The organism is Streptomyces sp. NPDC088730 (assembly GCF_044751215.1).
Classification (GTDB): Bacteria; Actinomycetota; Actinomycetes; order Streptomycetales; family Streptomycetaceae; genus Streptomyces.
On sequence record NZ_JBIVLK010000001.1, the window covers coordinates 780,982 to 799,336 of the forward strand.

General features: G+C 73.9%; 17 protein-coding genes. 6 read left to right on the forward strand and 11 right to left on the reverse strand.

The annotated features are described in order from the left end of the window. Positions 1 to 234 precede the first annotated feature (234 nt). From ACIP89_RS03535 to ACIP89_RS03565, 7 genes are all read right to left on the reverse strand, one after another. Entirely contained in the window at positions 235 to 1,062 is an 828-nt protein-coding gene (locus ACIP89_RS03535) for an ECF transporter S component (RefSeq protein WP_401921226.1), read from the reverse strand. Then, positions 1,059 to 2,786 carry an ABC transporter ATP-binding protein gene (locus tag ACIP89_RS03540; protein ID WP_402112774.1) on the reverse strand — a complete coding sequence of 576 codons (1,728 nt, stop codon included), beginning with the start codon at positions 2,784 to 2,786 and terminating at the stop codon, positions 1,059 to 1,061. Before ACIP89_RS03540 ends, ACIP89_RS03535 begins: the two co-directional genes overlap by 4 nt. After that, positions 2,783 to 3,949: an energy-coupling factor transporter transmembrane component T gene (locus ACIP89_RS03545; RefSeq protein WP_402112776.1), complete on the reverse strand. Its 1,167-nt coding sequence runs from the start codon at positions 3,947 to 3,949 to the stop codon at positions 2,783 to 2,785. The genes ACIP89_RS03540 and ACIP89_RS03545 overlap by 4 nt, the downstream gene beginning before the upstream one ends. Beyond that, positions 3,946 to 4,632, reverse strand: coding sequence for an SCO2322 family protein (locus ACIP89_RS03550; RefSeq protein WP_401922326.1), 687 nt, complete (start codon positions 4,630 to 4,632; stop codon positions 3,946 to 3,948). The genes ACIP89_RS03545 and ACIP89_RS03550 overlap by 4 nt, the downstream gene beginning before the upstream one ends. Next, positions 4,629 to 5,894 carry a prenyltransferase/squalene oxidase repeat-containing protein gene (locus ACIP89_RS03555; protein ID WP_402112778.1) on the reverse strand — a complete coding sequence of 422 codons (1,266 nt, stop codon included), beginning with the start codon at positions 5,892 to 5,894 and terminating at the stop codon, positions 4,629 to 4,631. Before ACIP89_RS03555 ends, ACIP89_RS03550 begins: the two co-directional genes overlap by 4 nt. 428 nt (positions 5,895 to 6,322) lie before the next feature. Next, entirely contained in the window at positions 6,323 to 7,363 is a 1,041-nt protein-coding gene (locus ACIP89_RS03560) for an MBL fold metallo-hydrolase (RefSeq protein ID WP_401921219.1), read from the reverse strand. Positions 7,364 to 7,877: 514 nt separating this feature from the next. Further along, positions 7,878 to 8,198 carry a hypothetical protein gene (locus ACIP89_RS03565; protein WP_401922333.1) on the reverse strand — a complete coding sequence of 107 codons (321 nt, stop codon included), beginning with the start codon at positions 8,196 to 8,198 and terminating at the stop codon, positions 7,878 to 7,880. Positions 8,199 to 8,638: 440 nt separating this feature from the next. Here ACIP89_RS03565 and ACIP89_RS03570 point away from each other — a divergent pair, with 440 nt between their 5' ends. From ACIP89_RS03570 to ACIP89_RS03580, 3 genes are all read left to right on the forward strand, one after another. After that, the gene (locus ACIP89_RS03570) at positions 8,639 to 10,102 is read left to right on the forward strand and encodes an aldehyde dehydrogenase (RefSeq protein WP_401921216.1); all 1,464 of its coding nucleotides are present in this window, start codon (positions 8,639 to 8,641) and stop codon (positions 10,100 to 10,102) included. Beyond that, a complete protein-coding gene (locus tag ACIP89_RS03575; RefSeq protein WP_401921214.1) occupies positions 10,102 to 10,335 on the forward strand; it encodes a ferredoxin in 234 nt (77 codons plus the stop codon). Before ACIP89_RS03570 ends, ACIP89_RS03575 begins: the two co-directional genes overlap by 1 nt. Positions 10,336 to 10,427: 92 nt before the next feature. After that, positions 10,428 to 11,306, forward strand: a complete 879-nt coding sequence (locus ACIP89_RS03580) for a hypothetical protein (protein WP_402112781.1) — start codon at positions 10,428 to 10,430, stop codon at positions 11,304 to 11,306. Between the two features lie 10 nt (positions 11,307 to 11,316). Here ACIP89_RS03580 and ACIP89_RS03585 read toward each other — a convergent pair whose 3' ends face one another. From ACIP89_RS03585 to ACIP89_RS03595, 3 genes are all read right to left on the reverse strand, one after another. Beyond that, positions 11,317 to 11,961, reverse strand: coding sequence for a response regulator (locus ACIP89_RS03585; protein WP_401922319.1), 645 nt, complete (start codon positions 11,959 to 11,961; stop codon positions 11,317 to 11,319). Positions 11,962 to 12,002: 41 nt separating this feature from the next. After that, complete coding sequence (locus tag ACIP89_RS03590) at positions 12,003 to 13,340, reverse strand: sensor domain-containing protein (protein ID WP_402112783.1); 1,338 nt, start codon at positions 13,338 to 13,340, stop codon at positions 12,003 to 12,005. A 477-nt stretch (positions 13,341 to 13,817) separates the two neighbouring features. Next, positions 13,818 to 14,429 carry a TetR family transcriptional regulator gene (locus tag ACIP89_RS03595; protein WP_401921210.1) on the reverse strand — a complete coding sequence of 204 codons (612 nt, stop codon included), beginning with the start codon at positions 14,427 to 14,429 and terminating at the stop codon, positions 13,818 to 13,820. A 230-nt stretch (positions 14,430 to 14,659) separates the two neighbouring features. On the opposite strand from ACIP89_RS03595, the gene ACIP89_RS03600 reads away from it, so the two are divergent. The 3 genes from ACIP89_RS03600 to ACIP89_RS03610 all read left to right on the forward strand — a co-directional run bounded on the left by ACIP89_RS03600 (position 14,660) and on the right by ACIP89_RS03610 (position 17,914). After that, positions 14,660 to 16,000: a glycosyltransferase family 4 protein gene (locus ACIP89_RS03600; RefSeq protein WP_402112786.1), complete on the forward strand. Its 1,341-nt coding sequence runs from the start codon at positions 14,660 to 14,662 to the stop codon at positions 15,998 to 16,000. A gap of 67 nt (positions 16,001 to 16,067) precedes the next feature. After that, positions 16,068 to 16,844, forward strand: coding sequence for a class I SAM-dependent methyltransferase (locus ACIP89_RS03605; RefSeq protein WP_402112788.1), 777 nt, complete (start codon positions 16,068 to 16,070; stop codon positions 16,842 to 16,844). After that, on the forward strand, positions 16,841 to 17,914 hold the full coding sequence (locus tag ACIP89_RS03610) for a prenyltransferase (RefSeq protein ID WP_402112790.1): 1,074 nt from the start codon (positions 16,841 to 16,843) through the stop codon (positions 17,912 to 17,914). The genes ACIP89_RS03605 and ACIP89_RS03610 overlap by 4 nt, the downstream gene beginning before the upstream one ends. A gap of 13 nt (positions 17,915 to 17,927) precedes the next feature. Here the strand turns inward: ACIP89_RS03610 and ACIP89_RS03615 are convergent, their stop codons facing one another. Further along, positions 17,928 to 18,218 (reverse strand): hypothetical protein, encoded by a 291-nt coding sequence (locus ACIP89_RS03615; protein WP_401921205.1) that lies wholly within the window; start codon positions 18,216 to 18,218, stop codon positions 17,928 to 17,930. Positions 18,219 to 18,355 lie beyond the last annotated feature (137 nt).

Genomic DNA, 18,355 nt, shown 5'->3' on the forward strand with positions numbered 1-18,355 from the left:
CCGCTGTCCGTATCCGGTGGACGCTGCGGTGCTCGGCGACGTCAACCAGTGTTAGCGGCGCCGTTCGACGACCGCAATGACCCCCGGTACGACCCCGCATCGCACCCGGGACCGAAGGTCCCGAACCACCCCATAACGCTGCATAGCAGCTCGGAGGGGGTGGAACGGGGGGTTGCGTACGATCCCGACGGCTCCTATTCCGCTTCGTACAGGACCAAGGTCCTGTGGGTGCCCTCACTCCGCCGGGACGTCGAATGTGACCTGGGCCTCGAAGGCGGCACGCCGGGTGGCCCTGCGCAGCGCCTTCAGCAGCGCCGTCCCGACGGTCAGCGTCAGGACGACGGTGAGCGCGGCCCGGCCCAGGTCCCAGCCGGCCGAGGTGGCCGTGCAGTAGGCGAGGAAGCGCACCAGGTTGTCGCCGAGCGGGTCACCGGGATGGAAGGAGATCCCGGAGCCGAGGCCCGGCACGATGGTCCAGCCGTACAGATTCATGATCGTCCCGTACGCGAACGCGGCCACCGCCCCGTACGCCGCCAGCATCAGCAGCTCCGCGCGCCCGCGCAGCCGGTCCGGCGCGGGCAGCAGGCCCGCGCCCATCGTGAACCAGCCCATCGACAGCATCTGGAACGGCATCCACGGACCCACCCCGCCGGTCAGCAGCGCGGACGCGAACATCGTCACCGAGCCCAGCACGAATCCGAAGCCGGGCCCCAGCACCCGCCCGCTCAGCACCATCAGGAAGAACATCGGCTCAAGCCCCGCGGTGCCCGCCCCCAGCGGCCGCAGCGCCGCGCCGACGGCGGCCAGCACCCCCAGCATCGCCACCGCCTTCGCGTCCAGTCCGGCGTCCGCGATCATCGCGACCACCACCCCGACCAGCAGCGGCAGTAGCGCGGCGAACAGCCACGGCGCGTCCTGCGCGTGCGCGAGACCCGAATCGGCCCCGGCCAGCAGCGGCCAGCCGAAGGCCACCACCCCGATCGCGCTGATCAGCACCAGCGCGGCGACGGCCCGCGGCCCGAGCCGCACCGGCCGGGCGCCCCGGCCCGTCCCGCCGCTCACGCGCCACCCCCCAGGGCCGCGCGCACCTGGCTCACGGTGAGCCACTCCTGCGGGGCCAGGATCTTCGCGGTCTGCGGGGCGAACGCGGGGGAGGAGACCACCACCTCAGGGGTCGGCCCGTCCGCCACCACCTCCCCGTCGGCGAGGATCACCACCCGGTGCGCCAGCTCGGCGGCCAGCTCCACATCGTGCGTCGCGAGCACGATCGCGTGGCCCCGCGCCGCCAGCGCGCGCAGCACCCCGACGAGCCGGGCCTTCGCCGCGTAGTCCAGCCCCCGGGTCGGCTCGTCCAGGAGCAGCAGCGGGGGCCGGGCGGTGAGCACGAGGGCGAGGGCCAGGGCCAGGCGCTGGCCCTCGGAGAGATCACGGGGGTGGGTGCCGTCCGGCACGTCCGGCAGCAGCTCGGAGACCAGGGCCCGGCAGCTGCCCGGTGCGGCGCCCGCGTCGGCGTCCGCCGCCGCGCACTCGGCGGCGACCGTGTCCGCGTACAGCAGATCGCGCGGTTCCTGCGGTACGAGCCCGACCCGGCGCACCATCTCGCGCGGCGGCGTGCGGTGCGGCGTGCGGCCGCCGACCAGGACGCTGCCGGAGGTGGGCTCGACCATCCCCACGAGGGCGGCGAGCAGGGTGGACTTGCCCGCGCCGTTACGTCCCATGAGCGCGACGGTCTCACCGGGCGCGACGGTGAGCGTGACGCCGCGCAGCGCCTCGACCCGGCCGCGCCGCACCCCGAGGCGCTCGATCCGGGTGGTGGCGTCGGTGACGGGCTCGGGCCCGGCGGAGGTCTCCCGCGGGCCCCGGCCGAACAGCCTGCCCAGGCCGGACCGCCGCACGGCGGGGCGGGGTGCGGCGGTCACCCCGGCCGGCAGCGACGGCCCGGCCGCACCGCCGACCGGGCCGGGCACCAGCCCCGCGAGCCGCTCCCGCATCCCGGGGGCCCGCCGCCGGGCGTCCCGCACCGAGAGCGGCAGCGGGTCCCAGCCCGCCAGCCGCCCCAGCGCCACGACCGGCGGATGCACCGGGGAGAGGGCCATGACATCGGCGGGGGCGCCCATCACCGGGGCGGCGCCCGGCGCGGGCAGCAGGACGACCTGGTCGGCGTACTGCACGACGCGCTCCAGCCGGTGCTCGGCCATCAGGACCGTGGTACCCAGGTCGTGGACGAGCCGTTGGAGGACCGCGAGGACCTCCTCCGCCGCCGCCGGGTCCAGCGCGGACGTCGGCTCGTCCAGCACCAGGACCCGGGGGTGTGGGGTGAGGACGGAGCCGATCGCGACCCGCTGCTGCTGGCCGCCGGAGAGCGTGGCGATCGGCCGGTCCCGCAGCCCGGCCAGGCCCAGCAGATCGAGGGTCTCCTCGACCCGCCGCCGCATCACGTCAGGGGCCAGGCCCAGCGACTCCATGCCGTACGCCAGCTCGTCCTCGACCGTGTCGGTCACGAAGTGGGAGAGCGGGTCCTGGCCCACCGTGCCGACCAGATCCGCCAGCTCGCGCGGCTTGTGCGTGCGGGTGTCGCGCCCGCCGACGGTGACCCGCCCGGTCAGCCGCCCGCCGGTGAAGTGCGGCACCAGACCCGACACGGCACCCAGCAGAGTCGACTTGCCGACCCCCGAAGGGCCGATGAGCAGCACCAGCTCGCCCTCGGGAACGGTCAGACCGACCCCCGACAGGGCGTTGTGCCCGGCCCCCTCGTAGCGCACGGAAACATCGTCGAACCGGATCACACCTGCTCCTCGAAGCCTGTGGGGGAAGGCGGGACGGGCGCGACCAGCGCGGGCAGCAGACCGATCAGCACCGCGGCGGCGGGCCACAGCGGCAGCACCGGCGCGGTCAGCGGTACGACTCCGGGGTGCAGCGCCCCGGGATCGGCGCCGCCCGCCCAGATCATCGCCACCGCAACCGCCGCACCTGAGCCCGCCACCAGCCAGGCCCGTACGCCCCAGCGGTCGGGCCGGTAGCGGGTCCGCACCGAACGCGTCCCGCCCAGACGCAGCCCGGCCATCGCCGCGACCAGCCCGGCGATCAGCAGCGGCAGCCCGTACACCGCGCCCTGCGCGGCCAGCAGCCCGTACGTGCCGGCGCAGACCCCGAGCAGCCCGCCCAGGGTGAGGACGTTCGTGGTGTGCCGGACGGCGGCCGGGACCTCGGCGGTGCGCCCGTAGCCGCGCGCGTCCATCGAGGCCGCCACCGCGACCGACCGCTCCAGCGCCCCCTCCAGGACCGGCAGCCCGATCTGGAGCACCGCCCCGACGCCACCGGTCGGCCGGCCGCGCAGCCGCCGGGCGGTGCGCAGCCGCACCACGTCGGCGACCAGGTTCGGTGCGAACGTCATCGCGACGACGACGGCCACCCCGGCCTCGTACAGCGCACCGGGCAGCGACTTCAGCAGCCTGGCCGGATTGGCGAGCGAGTTCGCCGCGCCGACGCAGATCAGCAGGGTGGCCAGCTTCGCCCCGTCGTACAGCGCGAACAGCAGCTGCTCCGCGGTGACCCGGCCGCCGATCCGCACCCCCTTCGCCCAGTCCGGCAGCGGCACCTCCGGCAGCGTGAAGACCGGGTGCGTGCCGGGGATCGGGGAGCCGAGGAAGACGGAGAAGAGCAGCCGCACCCCGATGACGAACAGCCCGATCTTGATGAACGCCCCGTACGAGCGGGCCCACGGCGCGTCCGTCCGGCGCGCGGCCACCACGTATCCCGCCACGCCCACCAGCAGGCCGAGCAGCAGCGGGTTGGTTGTCCTGGACGCGGCGGTGGCGAGCCCCAGCGCCCACAGCCACCACGCCCCGGCGGGCAGCGCGTTGCTCCGGGTCGCGGCGGGGGCGCGCCAGACCGGGGCGGGAGCGACGGCCACCGGAGCGTTCCCGGGGCCGTCCGTCGAGCCGTTCATCCGCGGCGGCGGCGGGCCTGCGCGACTGCGGCGATGCCGAGCAGAAGGACGGCGCCGACCCCGAAGAGCACCCCGGCTGACGGACCGCCGCCGGAGTCATCGCTGCCGGGGGCGGAAGCGGCCGTGGACGTGGGCGCGGACGCCGTGGCCCGGCCGCTCTCGGTACCGGTGGTTCCGGAGACCTGCTCGCCGCACCCGGCGGCCGGGTAGCCGGAGATCGCGCAGAGCAGCGCGTCGCTTCCGTACCGCAGCGGCTTGGCCACGGAGGCGAGCGCCTCCGCACTGCTCGCGTCCTCCGGGACCCGGGCGCACGCGGTACGCGGCGGGGGCGGGGTCTCGCCCTGCGGCGCGTCGGCGGCGGTGCCGGGGTCGATGACGAGCGCGACCCGCTTGCTGCCGTCCTTGGCGGGGGTGTCCGCGCAGATCTTCGCGAAGTCGGGGGAGCGGCGCGGTTTCGCCGCGTCCTGGGAGTCGGCGCTCACGGCGAACCGGAAGCCCTGTACGGAGCCGTCGTCCGGCCGGACCAGGGACGGCCCCTGGGTGGCGTACGCCCAACCGCTGCCGGAGCCCTCCCAGAAGGACCAGTAGCGGTATCCCGCCGCCTGGGCCGTCCCCGCGCCGAGCACGGACAGGACGGTGCCCAGGACCACCAGCAGTACGGTGGCCCGTCCGCGCCCGCTCACAGCTGCCGGTTCTTCCGGCGGCCGCTGATCAGGAATCCGGCGCCGGCGCCGACGGCGAGCCCGATCCCGACGAACCACCAGACACCGCCGATCCCGTCCCCGTCGCCGCTGTCCTTCTTCTCCTCCACGGTGGCCGTCGGCTTCGGCGTCGAGATGGAGTAGGGCGCGGGCCCGGTCGCGTTCAGCTGGGCGACGAGGTCGGCGCCGCCGAAGTCGTGCACGTCGGCGCCGGTGGAGTGGGCGGCCATGACCAGCTGGGCGTAGGCGGCTGGGCCGCTCTGCGCGGCCCAGCCGGCGGAGTTCTTCGCCAGCCAGTTCACGGAGGCGGCGGCCTTGTCCTTGTGCCCGGAGGCGGAGAGGGCGACGACCGCGTCGGCGGTGTTGCCGAAGTCGGGCTGCGGGGCGCTGTCCTCGGCCCCCGGCATCGGCGGCTGGTCGAGGTGCCCGGTCTTCGCGAGGGCACCGGCGAGGTAGTGGGCGCCGTTCTGGGCGGCCCGCTCCGGCCTGAGCGGGTTGCCGTTCTTGCAGGTGGGGGCCTTGGCCGCAGCGGTGTCCCCGACGACGAGCCCCTTGCCGAGCGAGCCGAGCACGCTCGCGGCGGTGGCGTCGCCGTTGGCGGCGAGCCTGCCGGCCTTGTCGGGCTGGTAGGCGAAGGCGCCGCCGTCCTCGCCACCACAGGGGATGGCGAAGGTGAGCAGCGCGTCGTACGGGGTCTTGCCGCCGTGCGTCGTGATGTCGCCGAGCCGCTCCCCGGCGCGGGCGAGGGCGCCGATCACGATCGAGGTGGAGTTCGCGTCGCTCGGGCTGCCCGCGGTGTACCCCCAGCCGCCGTCCTCGTTCTGGACGGACTTCAGCCAGTCGAGCCCGTTGGCGACGAGCTCCTCGTGCTTGCCGACCTCGTGCAGCGCCTGCACGGCGGCCGCCGTCGCGTTGGTGTCGATCGCGGACTTGGCGTCGCACGGTACGGAGGGGTCGGCGCGGTAGGCGGCGAACGCCCCGCTGTCGCACTGCTGCCCGACCAGCCAGTCCACGGCCTCCGCGGCGGGCATGACGCCCACGGACCGCTGGGAGACGAAGGCCAGCGACTGCCGCCACACCCCGTCGTACGTCGGGTCCGCCGTGCCGTACAGCCCCGAGGGCAGCGCCGTGGACGCGGACGGTGAGGGGGACGGCGCGGCGATCGCGGCCGGGGCTGCGGCTGCGGCCGCGCAGAGCACGGCAGCGGTGGCGGCGAGCGCGGCTGCGCTGCGGCGTACGGTCATGGCGGGCGGGGCCTCTCCTGCCGGAACCGGTACCGGGCGCGCGGAGGCACCGGGCTCCGGCTCCGTGTACCTCGACGGTGCCGGCCACCGGGGTCCCGATGGCACGAGCCGGTCACGACACGGACAGGGCATTCCGATCCCCGCCGACGGGCGGTTACGGGACGGGGTCTCCCCTGCTTCGAGCGAAGCCGAGAACTCGGGGAACGGTCAGTGCCGGATTCGCACCGGCTTCCCCCCGAACGGGCGTGATGACGACTCGCACACTCTACCGGGCGGTCACCGAGGAAGCCCTGACCGGGCGCTGTCACCGGGCCGGCCGGGCGCTGTCACCGGGCCGGCCGGCGGAGGGGGCCGCGCCGGTCCTCAGTTGCCGGACGGCGGCCGGACGCACCCCGTCTCCGGGCAGACCACAAGCTCCGTATGAGGAGTCACACCGCGACGAACGTCACCGGGCCGCTCCCCGCGACCGCCTCCGCACGGCCCAGCTTCACCAGCCGGCGCACGTGCGCCTCGGCCTCGGAGACGGCGATGTTCCGCGACCCGTAGGGGATCTGCTCCCAGGGGCGGTTCCACTCCATCCGCTCCGCCAGCTGCCAGGGCGTGAGCGGTTCGGCCAGGAGCCCGAGGAGGCCGGTGAGGCGCTCCTCGTGGTGGTCGAGGAGCTCGCGGACGCGGCCCGCCGCGTCCGCGAAGGCGTGCTGGTGGGCGGGCAGCACCTCGGCCACCCCGAGGCGGCCGATCCGTTCCAGGGAGGCGAGGTAGTCCCCGAGCGGGTCGGTCTCCGTCGCGTCGTCCGGGTTCTCGTAGAGGCCGACGTGCGGGCTGATGCCGGGGAGCAGGTGGTCGCCGGAGAAGAGGCGGCCGCGGCCGGGCAGATTGGCCGGGTGGTCCTCCTCCAGGTGCAGGCAGACATGGCCCGGCGTGTGGCCCGGGGTCCAGATCGCGCGCAGCTCGCGGCCCGCCAGGTCGAGGAGCTCGCCGGGCACGATCTCGCGGTCCGGGAGCGCGGCCCGCAGACCGGGCAGGGTGCGCATCCGGCCGCCCTTCTCGCGGGCGGCCAGCAGCGGGGCGATGTGGTCCTCCGGGGCGCCGACCGTCGCCAGCTTCGCCGCGAGGTACGACAGCCAGGTGCCCGGCTCCGACTCCCGGGTGCGGCGGACGATCGCCGTGTCGGCGGCGTGCATCGCGATCCACGCCCCGGACGCCTCGCGCACCTGGCCGGACAGGCCGTGGTGGTCGGGGTGGTGGTGGGTGATGACCACGCCGTGGATGTCGGTGACGTCCACGCCCACCGCCGTGAGCCCGGCCGTCAGGGTGTCCCAGGCCTCGGGGTCGTCCCAGCCGGTGTCGATCAGGACCGGGCCCCGGTCCGTGTCCAGGACATGGACCAGGGTGTGGCCCAACGGGTTGTCCGGGATGGGGACTTTGATGCTGTGGACGCCACCACCGTGGTTCATCACCTGAGTCATGGACTCCCCGTCTCTTCGCGGTCTCGGCGGCGTGCGGGTCCCGGCCACGGCGCACCGCGTCCACTGTAACGAGAACTTGTTCCAGTGGTAGCCCCGGTCACCTTTCCGATCGTGCGGAGTGCCAGCGGCGGGGTGCCCGTCGCCGTGACTGCCCGGACCCCCTCCCGGCCGCCGCCGTGAACTCCTCGTCCGGACGCGCCCGGTGACCGGTTCCCGCGGACCGGACCGTGGGCCGGGCCTGCCGCCGGTTCCGTCGCGTGCCCGTCCCGGGCGCGTTCGGGCCCTGCCCGGCGGCGCGACCGGCCGGGCGTCTCCTGGGGCCTCTTGTTCGGACAGTGCCGGGCTCGCGGGGTCTGGCACGCACATCTGCCGCGTTGTCGTCAGTCGCCATGGCACCTTCCCCAGGCTCTCGACTTCGTTCGAGCGGGGGAGACCCCATCTGCCCCGATCCTCCGCCTTGCAGCTGCGCGCACCGGACCCCGCTCCTGATCCGGCCTGATCCAAGCGAAAGACCCTAGTCGGTGCGGTCCACCCAGGCGTTCACGACGTACGCCGCGCCCCACGGGTTGGAGGCGACCGAGGCCTGCCCGACCGGGGCCCAGTTGCCGAGGATGATGCGCTGGGGGAGCCGGGGGTCGAGCGGGTTGAGCACCGCGTGAATCCGGTGCTGGCCGGTACCGCTGGTGCAGAGGCTGGAGAGGCTGCTCCCGGACGAGATGGTGCAGTTGTCGGGTGCTGCCTGGGCGGCGGGCGCCGTGGCCAGCAGCATGCCCGCGGCGGCGGCGGCTACGGCCACGGCGGCGCCGCGCTTCCTGGGCAGGGGCTTCGCGAACATGGGTGACTCCTTCATCCGGTGACGATGCGTGAGCGGGAAGAGGGACATGTGCGGGTGGAGCGTCGGCCGAACGGTCCGGTTCGGTGGGCTGGGCCGTGGGGTGCCACGGACGCCGACGGGTACCGAAGCGTCGGCAATAGGGGCGAAAGCGGGTGATTACCTGCTTGATCGCCAGACAAATCCTGCCCAGGCGCGCGGTTCCTGGCAAGAGGCTGGCCGGATTTGGTACAGACCAATTGCCGCCCCCGGCGGGGGTGTCCGGCGCGGGGTGCCCGACGTGCGGCCCCGGTGGGCGTGGCTCATCCGTGGACTCCTGGAACTGGAACTGGTATCAGTTCTGACATGGAGTCAGATGCGGGCCGGGGGCAGAGCCCCGGAACGCGTGGCTCGGAACCAGTCAACGAGTCGGGTCACATGCCGCGTCGCGGGAGGCAGCAGCCATGAGCGAGCTTGTCGAACACGGAAAACTGTTCATCGGCGGGGAGTTGGTCGATCCGCTCGGGCGGGAAGTCATCGAGGTCGTCTCCCCGCACACCGAGCAGGTCATCGGCCGGGTGCCGCATGCCGCGGAGGGAGATGTGGACCGGGCCGTCACCGCCGCCCGCCGGGCGTTCGACGAGGGGCCCTGGCCCCGGATGGCGCTGGACGAGCGGATCGCCGTCGTCACCCGGATCAAGGACGCGTTCGCCGCGCGGTACGAGGAGATCGCCCGGGTCATCAGCTCGGAGAACGGCACCCCGTACAGCTCCAGCGTCATGGTGCAGGCCCTCGCCGCGATGATGGTGTGGGACGCGGCGATCACCGTCGCCCGCACCTTCCCGTACGAGGAGCGCCGGGACGGGGCCCTCGGGCCGCTGCTGGTGCGCCGCGAGCCGGTCGGGGTGGTCGCGGCCGTAGTGCCGTGGAACGTGCCGCAGTTCACCGCCGCCGCCAAACTCGCGCCCGCGCTGCTCGCCGGGTGCTCGGCCGTCCTCAAGGTGTCGCCGGAATCCCCGCTGGACGCCTACATCCTGGCGGAGATCGTCGCCGAGGCCGGGCTGCCCGAGGGCGTGCTGTCGATCCTGCCGGCCGACCGCGAGGTCAGCGAGTACCTGGTCGGGCACCCCGGAGTCGACAAGGTCTCGTTCACCGGTTCCGTCGCCGCCGGACGGCGCGTCATGGAGGTCGCCTCGCGCAACCTCACCCGCGTCACCCTGGAGCTGGGCGGGAAGTCCGCCGCCGTGATCCTCCCCGACGCCGATCTGGACACCGCCGTGGCGGGCATCGTCCCCTTCGCCTGGATGATCAACGGACAGGCCTGCGTGGCCCAGACCCGGATCCTGGTCCCGCGCTCCCGGTACGAGGAGACGGCAGAGGCGTTCGCCGCCGCCGCCGGTGCGCTCAAGGTCGGTGACCCGCTCGACCCGGCCACCGAACTCGGCCCGCTCGTCGCACGGCGCCAGCAGCAGCGCTCCCTCGACTACATCCGGATCGGGCAGGAGGAGGGCGCCAAGATCCTCACCGGCGGCGGGCGTCCGGCCTCGCAGGAGCGCGGCTGGTACGTCGAGCCGACGCTCTTCGGGGACGTCGACAACTCCATGCGCGTCGCCCGCGAGGAGATCTTCGGCCCGGTCATCTGCCTGCTGCCGTACGGCGACGAGGACGAGGCCGTGAAGATCGCCAACGACTCCGAGTACGGGCTCAGCGGCAGCGTCTGGACCGCCGACACCGAGCGCGGCATCGACATCGCCCGCCGGGTCAGGACCGGCACGTACAGCGTGAACACCTTCAGTCTCGACATGCTCGGACCGTTCGGCGGCTACAAGAACTCAGGCGTGGGACGGGAGTTCGGGCCCGAGGGGTACGGGGAGTACTTCGAGCACAAGATGATCCATCTGCCCGCCGGGTACGGGGGAGCGTCCTGATGGGGGACCGGTGGAGCGTCGAGGTCGACCGGAGCGTGTGCATCGGCTCCGGGATGTGCGTCAACCACGCACCGGGCGGCTTCCGGCTGGACTCCGCCCGGCAGTCGCATCCCGTGGAGCCGGAGACGGACGCCAACGAGCGGGTGCTCGCCGCGGCGGAGGGGTGCCCGGTCGAGGCGATCACGGTCGCCCTGGCCGACTCGGGGGAAGTGGTGTTCCCGCCGGAGGACTGACCGGAGGGCCGGCCGGGGTGTGGCCTGCCACACCCCGGACGGGTGGCGGACCGCAGTGACCGGGCGGGCGGTGTCGCGACAGAGTCACCAGCATGTCCACAACGCCACCACCCACCACCCGGCCCGGACCGCCCCGCACCGCGGGTGTCCCCGTCCGTGCCGCCACCGTGCTCACCGCTCTGGCCGCAGGCCTGATCTCCGCCTTCGTGCTCGCCCCCGGTCCGGTGGCGGGGAGCATGTCCGGCGGCGGATACGGCAGCCGGCGCGACCTCGACGACCGCCTCTCCGCGTCGTTCACCGACTACTGGGAATCCGGCGAGCGGGGCTTTCCCCCGGGCCTGCGCGACCTCGTCGACTACTGGTCCCGCTACCACCTGGTCAAGGCCGTGACCGCCGCGCTCCTGCTGGCCGTGCTCATCGCGCTCGGCGCGCTGCTCTGGAAGGCGTTCCTGCGGGCCGGCGGGCGCACGGCGGGAACCAGGGCCGCTCTCGCGTCCGCCGCGGCGGTCGTCACGGCGCTCGCGCTGTTCTCGCTGGCGATGGTGATGGCCAACATCCAGGGTGCGGTGGCGCCGTTCTCCTCGCTGATGTCGATGCTGCCGGTCCACAGGCCGCACGGAGAGCTCGCCGGTGTGCTCGATCAGATCAGGCGGCAACTGGCCGCCTATCCGGACGGCGGCCCGACCCCGCCTCCGGTCGAGGTGATGGTCAGCGACTTCGGGCGCTACCACGCCGTGCTCGCGGTGGCCGCGACGGCGGTGGCACTCCTCGCCGCCGCGGTCAGCGCGGTGTCGTGGCGGAGGTTCGCCGCGGTGGCGGCGTCCGACCGGCGGACCAGGCGCGTGCTCCGGTCGTCCGGACTGTTCTGGGCCCTGATGGCGGCGGCCGTCGCCGTGATCGCCGTGGCGAACACGGCCACCACCGCGGACCCCGCACCGGCGCTCCTGGCCTTCTTCGAAGGGGGCTGGTGAAGGGAGGCCCTCAGGCGTCGAGGTGGGCGAGGACGGCGAGCACCCGGCGGTGCCGTGAGTCGTCGGGCGGCAGGCCGAGCTTCGCGAAGACGTTGCCGATGTGCTTCTCCACCGCGCTGTTGGAGAGCACCAGGCGCCGGGCGATGGCCGAGTTGGAGTGGCCCTCGGCCATCAGCGCCAGCAGCTGCCGTTCACGCGCGGTCAGCTTGTCCAGCGGATCGTCCCGGCGCTGCCTGGCCAGCAACTGGGCGACCACCTGCGGATCGAGCACCGTCGCGCCGTGGGCGACCCGGACCAGCGCGTCCAGGAACTCCTCGACCCTGGCGACCCGGTCCTTCAGCAGATAGCCGACCGCGCCGGAGCCGTCCGCGAGCAGGTCGGCGGCGTAGGACACCTCCACGTACTGGCTGAGCACCAGCACGGGGGCGCCGGGCAGCCGGCTGCGGGCGGTGGCCGCCGCCCGCAGGCCCTCGTCCGTATGCGTCGGCGGCATCCGCACATCGACGACGGACACGTCCGGGCGGTGCGCGAGCACCGCCTCGACCAGGGCCGGGCCGTCACCGACCGCCGCCACCACCTCGTGACCGTCCTCGGAGAGCAGCCGGACCAGCCCCTCGCGCAGCAGCACCGCGTCATCGGCGACGACGATCCGCAGCGGCTCCCGGGCCGCGGGGGCCGGCGGCGCCCCGTCCGCGGTCAGCGACATGGCAGCTCCGCCGTGACCGTCGTCGGGCCGTCCCCGGGGCTGTCGATCCGCAGCCGGCCGCCGACCGCCCGCGCCCGGTCGGCCAGGCCCCACAGCCCGTGCCCCTCGGCCGGAGCGGCGCCGCCCACCCCGTCGTCCGTCACCCAGACCCGCAGGGTTCCCCCGGTGTGGCGCATCCCGACCGTGCACCGGCGGGCGTGGCTGTGCTTGGCCACGTTCGTCAGCGCCTCCGCGACCACGAAGTACGCGGCCGTCTCGATGCCGGGCTCCAGCCGGCGGCCCAGCGGAGCGGCGTCGAGCTCGGCGGGTACGACGCTGCGCGCGGCCAGGGCGCGCAGCGCCTCCCGCAGCCCCCGGTCGGTGAGGACCGGAGGGGCGATGCCCCGGGACAGGGCCCGCAGTTCGTCCAGTGCCTCCTGGGTCCGCAGGACCGCGTCGGCGAGGGCGGTCCTGACCAGCTCCGGCCGGCTGTCGAAGTGGTGCTGGGCGCGGCCCAGCTCCATCGCCAGCCGGACCAGCTGCTGCTGGGGTCCGTCGTGGATGTCCCGTTCGAGCCGGCGCAGGGCGGCCGTCTCCGCCGTCACCGCGGCGACGGCCTGCGCGCGGGCGGTGTCCCGTTCCTGCTCCAGTCCGCTGATCCTGCGGTGCAGCGCGGACATGTTGGACAGGAGCGCCTGCCCGAGACCGGCCTGGACGGTGACGCACACCCGGGTCACCAGCGGCAGGGTCGACAGCAGCAGCACGCCGATGGAGAGCGCGAACGCGATCCGCCCGGACGGCGACGTCAGCCCCAGGCTCAGCGCGACGTGGGACCGGTCGCTGCCCGCGTACAGGGTCATGGGCCGCAACGAGCCGGGCGACACCTGGTTGCGCAGCGGATACGTGACGGTGGCGGCCCCCACGAACCACCACACCGCCGTCACCACCGAGGTGACCAGCACGACGGGAAGCACCAGCACCGCGTGCGCCAGGTCGAGCCACAGCTCCGGGTCGGCCGCGCCGTCCGTCCCCTCCGACCTCGGCCGCCGGCCCACGCCGCGCGTCCCGCCGGTCCGGGAGCGCACCGCGCCGATCCGCCACCACTCCAGATCGCCGGGCCACCGCGCCACAGCGAGGGCGCGGGCCGGGACGGGCGACGCGCCCGGCACCAGCGAACCGGCCGTCGCGGCGCACAGTCCGCCGGCCACCAGCAGCAGACCGGCGGCGGCGCTCAGCGGCGAGGTGAGCAGATACAGGGATTCCACGAGCGTGCGGCGCCCGACGCGGAGGACAGGACCGGCACCCGGCCGCCGCCGGCCCGTGACCACGGAGGGCAACGACTGAGCCATGGCCCCAGCATAATCTCAGCTCCTGGCGGCGCTCCGGCCCGACGGCAGGTGCGGGCGCAGCGCCGGCTCGTCCCGGTACCGCTTGCCGCAGTCCGCGAGCAGCCCGGTCCGGGAGCAGCCCGGTCCGGGAGCAGACCGGGCCCACCTTCACGGCCGGGGCGCCGCCGGACTTCCCGGGCCCGGCGTCCTCGCCGCCCGCCTGGCCGGCGGCGCCGCATCCGGTCAGCAGCGGGCCGGCCGCGGCCGGTCGGCGACGGCCGGCAGGGCCGCGGTCGAGGCGGTGCGGGTGGCCCCGCCGGCTGTGCCGGCTCTGCTCGTACCGCCGGCTCCGCGACCCGCGGTGACCGGTTCCTCGGCGTGTTCCTGTGATGTCGGCGAACCGTATGAACACCGTGCCGTCGTCGATGTGGTGCAGGGCGCCTCACTTCACCGGGGAGGCGTGCGGGCACCGCACCTGGGCGGCGCCCGGGGGGCCGCTCAGCGGGGCGGGTCCGGTGCCGTCACGTCGATCAGCCGGCACACCGTCTCGATGTCTATCTTCACCTGAGCGATCGACGCCCGCCCTGAGAGCCAGGTGATCAGCGCCGAGTGCCAGGTGTGCTCGATCACCCGGACGGCCGAGAGCTGCTCGGGCGTCGGGTGCTCCAGCCCCATCGAGTCCAGGATGATCGCGGTGGTGAGGCGGGAGACGGTGTCCACCTCGGGGCTCACGCTGCGGTCCGCGAAGGTCAGCGCGCGCACCATCGCGTCCGCCAGATGGGGTTCCCGCTGGAGCGCGCGGAACGCCCGCATCAGGGTGTCGGCGACCCGGTCCGCCGCGTCGGCCCCGGCGGGGGGACGTTTGCGCAGGGTGCCGTGCATGTGCTGGAGCTGGTCCTGCATGGTGGCGACCAGCAGGTGGACCTTGGACGGGAAGTAGCGGTACAGGGTGCCCAGGGCGACCCCGGCGGCCTCCGCCACCTCGCGCATCTGGACCGCCTCGAAACCGCCCCTGCTGGCGAGCTGCGCACTGGCGTGCAGGATGCGGCGGCGGCGGGCCTCCTGGCGTTCCGTCAGGGGCGGCGATGCCGGTCTGGCTTCCGCTGTCATGTGTCCCATCCCCGTGGCTTCTGTCCGCGACCGCGAGGACGCGAGGGCCGGTCCGGCGGCGCACAGCATGCCAGGGTGTGTGCCGTGGCGCGAATCACCTGATCCGGCCGTTGCACCGTCACTACCTGCCGGTAGATTCGTAGCTTGTTGAACGATCCGGTCTATAACTTGTTCTAGATTAGCGTGAGCGGTTACGCTCCGGCGAACACGCAGTGAGAAGGGGGCCGAGTGTGACCGCTGAGGCCATAGAGTCGGGCCCCCGTACGGGCGTCGGTACGTCGGACACGGAAGCAGGCCCCGAAGACGACCGGCCGCTGCGCATCGCACTCCTCACCTACAAGGGCAACCCCTTCTGCGGCGGCCAGGGCGTCTACGTACGCCACCTCGCCCGCGAACTCGCCCGGCTCGGCCACCGCGTCGAGGTGATCGGCGCCCAGCCCTACCCGGTGCTCGACGAGGGCGTCCCGCTCACCGAACTGCCGAGCCTGGACCTCTACCGGCAGCCGGACCCGTTCCGCACCCCGAAGCGCGGCGAGTACCGGGACTGGATCGACGCCGCGGAGGTCGCCACCATGTGGACCGGCGGATTCCCGGAGCCGCTCACCTTCAGCCTGCGCGCCAGACGCCATCTCGCCGCCCGGAGCGGCGAGTTCGACGTCATCCACGACAACCAGACGCTCGGCTACGGGCTCCTCGGGGATCTCGGCGCCCCCCTCGTCACCACCATTCACCACCCCATCACCGTCGACCGGCAGCTCGACCTGGCCGCGGCGCCGAACCGCCGCCGCCGCGCCTCCGTACGCCGCTGGTACGCCTTCACCCGGATGCAGAAGCGGGTCGCCCGCCGGCTGCCGTCCGTGCTCACCGTCTCCGGCTCCTCCAAGCAGGAGATCGTCCAGCACCTCGGGGTGGACCCCGGCCGCGTCCACGTCGTGCACATCGGCGCCGACACGGAGCTGTGGTCGCCCGACCCCGCCGTCGAAGAGGTCGAGGGCCGGATCGTCACCACCTCCAGCGCCGACGTCCCGCTCAAGGGCCTGGTCCACCTGGTCGAGGCGCTCGCCAAGCTCCGTACCGAGAACCCCGCGGCGCACTTGGTGGTCGTCGGCCGCCGGGCCGAGGACGGGCCGGTCGCGCAGGCCATCGAGCGGCACGGGCTCGGGGACGCCGTCGAGTTCGTCAAGGGCATCAGCGACGCCGAACTCGTCGACCTGGTGCGCGGCGCCCAGATCGCCTGCGTCCCCTCGCTGTACGAGGGCTTCTCGCTGCCCGCCGCCGAGGCCATGGCCACCGGCACCCCGCTCGTCGCGACCACCGGCGGAGCGATCCCCGAGGTCGCGGGCCCGGACGGCGAGACCTGCCTGGCCGTGCCGCCCGCCGACGCCGGGGCGCTGGCCGACGCGCTGGGCCGGCTGCTCCGCGATCCCGCGCTGCGCGAGCGGCTCGGGGCGGCGGGCCGCGCCCGGGTCCTCGCCCGGTTCACCTGGAAGCAGGCGGCGATCGGTACCGCCGCGCTCTACCGGGAGGCCATCGCCGCCCGCGCCGCCACCCGGCCAGACGGCCGCCGCTGACCCCGCACCGCCCCGGACGCCCCGGCGTCCCGCCCCCTCCGAACCCCGACCGCGAAAGCAGGCATTCGTGCTGACCGTGGATTTCACCCGCTTCCCGCTCGCCGCAGGTGACCGAGTGCTCGACCTGGGGTGCGGCGCCGGACGCCACGCCTTCGAGTGCTACCGGCGCGGCGCCCAGGTGGTGGCTCTCGACCGGAACGGCGAGGAGATCCGCGAGGTCGCGAAGTGGTTCGCCGCGATGAAGGAGGCCGGCGAGGCCCCCGACGGCGCCACCGCCACCGCGATGGAGGGCGACGCGCTCAACCTGCCGTTCCCCGACGAGTCCTTCGACGTCGTGATCATCTCCGAGGTGATGGAGCACATCCCCGACGACAAGGGCGTGCTCGCCGAGATGGTCCGGGTGCTCAGGCCCGGCGGCCGGATCGCGGTCACCGTGCCGCGCTACGGCCCCGAGAAGGTCTGCTGGACGCTCTCCGACGCCTACCACGAGGTCGAGGGCGGCCACATCCGCATCTACAAGGCCGAGGAGCTGCTCGGCCGGATGCGCGGCGCCGGCCTCAAGCCGTACGGCACCCACCACGCGCACGCGCTGCACTCGCCCTACTGGTGGCTGAAGTGCGCCTTCGGCGTCGACAACGACAAGGCGCTGCCGGTACGGGCGTACCACAAGCTGCTCGTCTGGGACATCATGAAGAAGCCGATGGCGACCCGGATCGCCGAGCAGCTGCTCAACCCGGTCGTCGGCAAGAGCTTCGTCGCCTACGCGACCAAGCCGCACCTGCCCGCCGTCCCGGCCACCGGCACCCCGGCGAAGGCCGACGAGTCCGCCAAGGCCGAGGCGTGACCCTTCCCGAGCGGACCGAACACCTCGTACTGCCCGGAGTGCTCACCGCCGGGCAGGCGACCGAGACCGTCGCCGCGCTGCTCGCCGTGCAGTGCGAGAACGGCGCGCTGCCCTGGTTCCGCGGGCACCACCTCGACCCGTGGGACCACACGGAGGCCGCCATGGCGCTGGACGCCGCGGGCGAGCACGAGGCCGCGGAACGCGCCTACGAGTGGCTGGCCCGCCACCAGAACGGCGACGGCTCCTGGTACGCCGCCTACCACGACGGCGACCCGCACCGGCCGACCGACCGGGGCCTGGAGACCAACTTCTGCGCGTACGTGGCCGTCGGCGTCTGGCACCACTACCTGGCCACCGGTGACGACGCGTTCGTCGACCGGATGTGGCCGACCGTCTTCGCCGCCGTCGAGTTCGTGCTGAGGCTCCAGCAGCCCGGCGGCCAGATCGGCTGGAAGCAGGAGGCCGACGGCACCCCGGTGACGGACGCGCTGCTCACCGGCTCCTCCTCCATCCACCAGGCGCTGCGCTGCGCGCTCGCCATCGCGGAACGCCGCGAGGAGCCGCAGCCCGACTGGGAGCTGGCCACCGGCGCACTCGCCCACGCGATCCGCAGCCACCCGGAACGCTTCCTGGACAAGAGCCACTACTCGATGGACTGGTACTACCCGGTCCTCGGCGGCGCGCTGGAGGGGCCGGCGGCCACCCGGCGGATCGAGGAGGGCTGGGACCGCTTCGTCGTCCCGGACCTCGGCGTGCGCTGTGTGCTGCCCAACCCCTGGGTGACGGGCGGCGAGAGCTGCGAACTCGCCCTGGCGCTCTGGGTGATGGGCGAGTCCGACCGGGCACTGGAGATCCTCCAGTCCATCCAGCACCTGCGGGCCGGGGACGGGATGTACTGGACGGGGTACGTCTTCGAGGGCAACCGGGCGTTCTGGCCCGAGGAGCGCACGGCCTGGACCGCCGGTTCGCTGCTGCTCGCGGTGGCCGCGCTCGGTGGGGACGAGGCGACCACCGCGGTCTTCAGCGGGGAGCGGCTGCCGAAGGGGCTGGAGCCGGACTGCTGCGGCTGAGCGGCAGGCGGCCTCAGCGGCGGATGCGGCCCGCGACGGCGTGCCCGATGAACAGGTACACGACGGCTGCGAGACCGTAACCGGCGACGACGTTGGCCCACGCCTTGTCGAACGTGAACAGGTCGTACGACCACCCGGCGAGCCAGCGTGCGCTGTGCCGCACGAACTCGACCAGGTCGTTGCCCCGGTTCGCGTCGAGCAGGTACATCAGGATCCAGAGGATGATGATGAAAGCCATGATGTCCGCCACCACGGCTATGACACGTGCTGCGGTGCTGCTTCCGTTGCCTCTTGAGTACGACATGGACTGCGGATTGCCGCTTTCGGTTGAGTGAAACCCGGACGGCTTACTCCGGTGGCGGGCCGTCCGGCCCGCCACCAGCCTTGCAGGGGAGTGCCGGGCCCCGGCACCTGCTGTGATGTGTCCCGCCAGGGAGGTCC

Excerpts from the sequence above, each read along its gene's own strand:
- ACIP89_RS03595 (WP_401921210.1), bottom strand. The coding sequence starts at position 14,429 with ATGACAGCGGAAGCCAGACCGGCATCGCCGCCCCTGACGGAACGCCAG.
- ACIP89_RS03615 (WP_401921205.1), bottom strand. The coding sequence starts at position 18,218 with ATGTCGTACTCAAGAGGCAACGGAAGCAGCACCGCAGCACGTGTCATA.
- ACIP89_RS03570 (WP_401921216.1), top strand. The coding sequence starts at position 8,639 with ATGAGCGAGCTTGTCGAACACGGAAAACTGTTCATCGGCGGGGAGTTG.
- ACIP89_RS03555 (WP_402112778.1), bottom strand. The coding sequence starts at position 5,894 with ATGACCGTACGCCGCAGCGCAGCCGCGCTCGCCGCCACCGCTGCCGTG.
- ACIP89_RS03560 (WP_401921219.1), bottom strand. The coding sequence starts at position 7,363 with ATGACTCAGGTGATGAACCACGGTGGTGGCGTCCACAGCATCAAAGTC.
- ACIP89_RS03580 (WP_402112781.1), top strand. The coding sequence starts at position 10,428 with ATGTCCACAACGCCACCACCCACCACCCGGCCCGGACCGCCCCGCACC.
- ACIP89_RS03590 (WP_402112783.1), bottom strand. The coding sequence starts at position 13,340 with ATGGCTCAGTCGTTGCCCTCCGTGGTCACGGGCCGGCGGCGGCCGGGT.
- ACIP89_RS03565 (WP_401922333.1), bottom strand. The coding sequence starts at position 8,198 with ATGTTCGCGAAGCCCCTGCCCAGGAAGCGCGGCGCCGCCGTGGCCGTA.
- ACIP89_RS03575 (WP_401921214.1), top strand. The coding sequence starts at position 10,102 with ATGGGGGACCGGTGGAGCGTCGAGGTCGACCGGAGCGTGTGCATCGGC.
- ACIP89_RS03545 (WP_402112776.1), bottom strand. The coding sequence starts at position 3,949 with ATGAACGGCTCGACGGACGGCCCCGGGAACGCTCCGGTGGCCGTCGCT.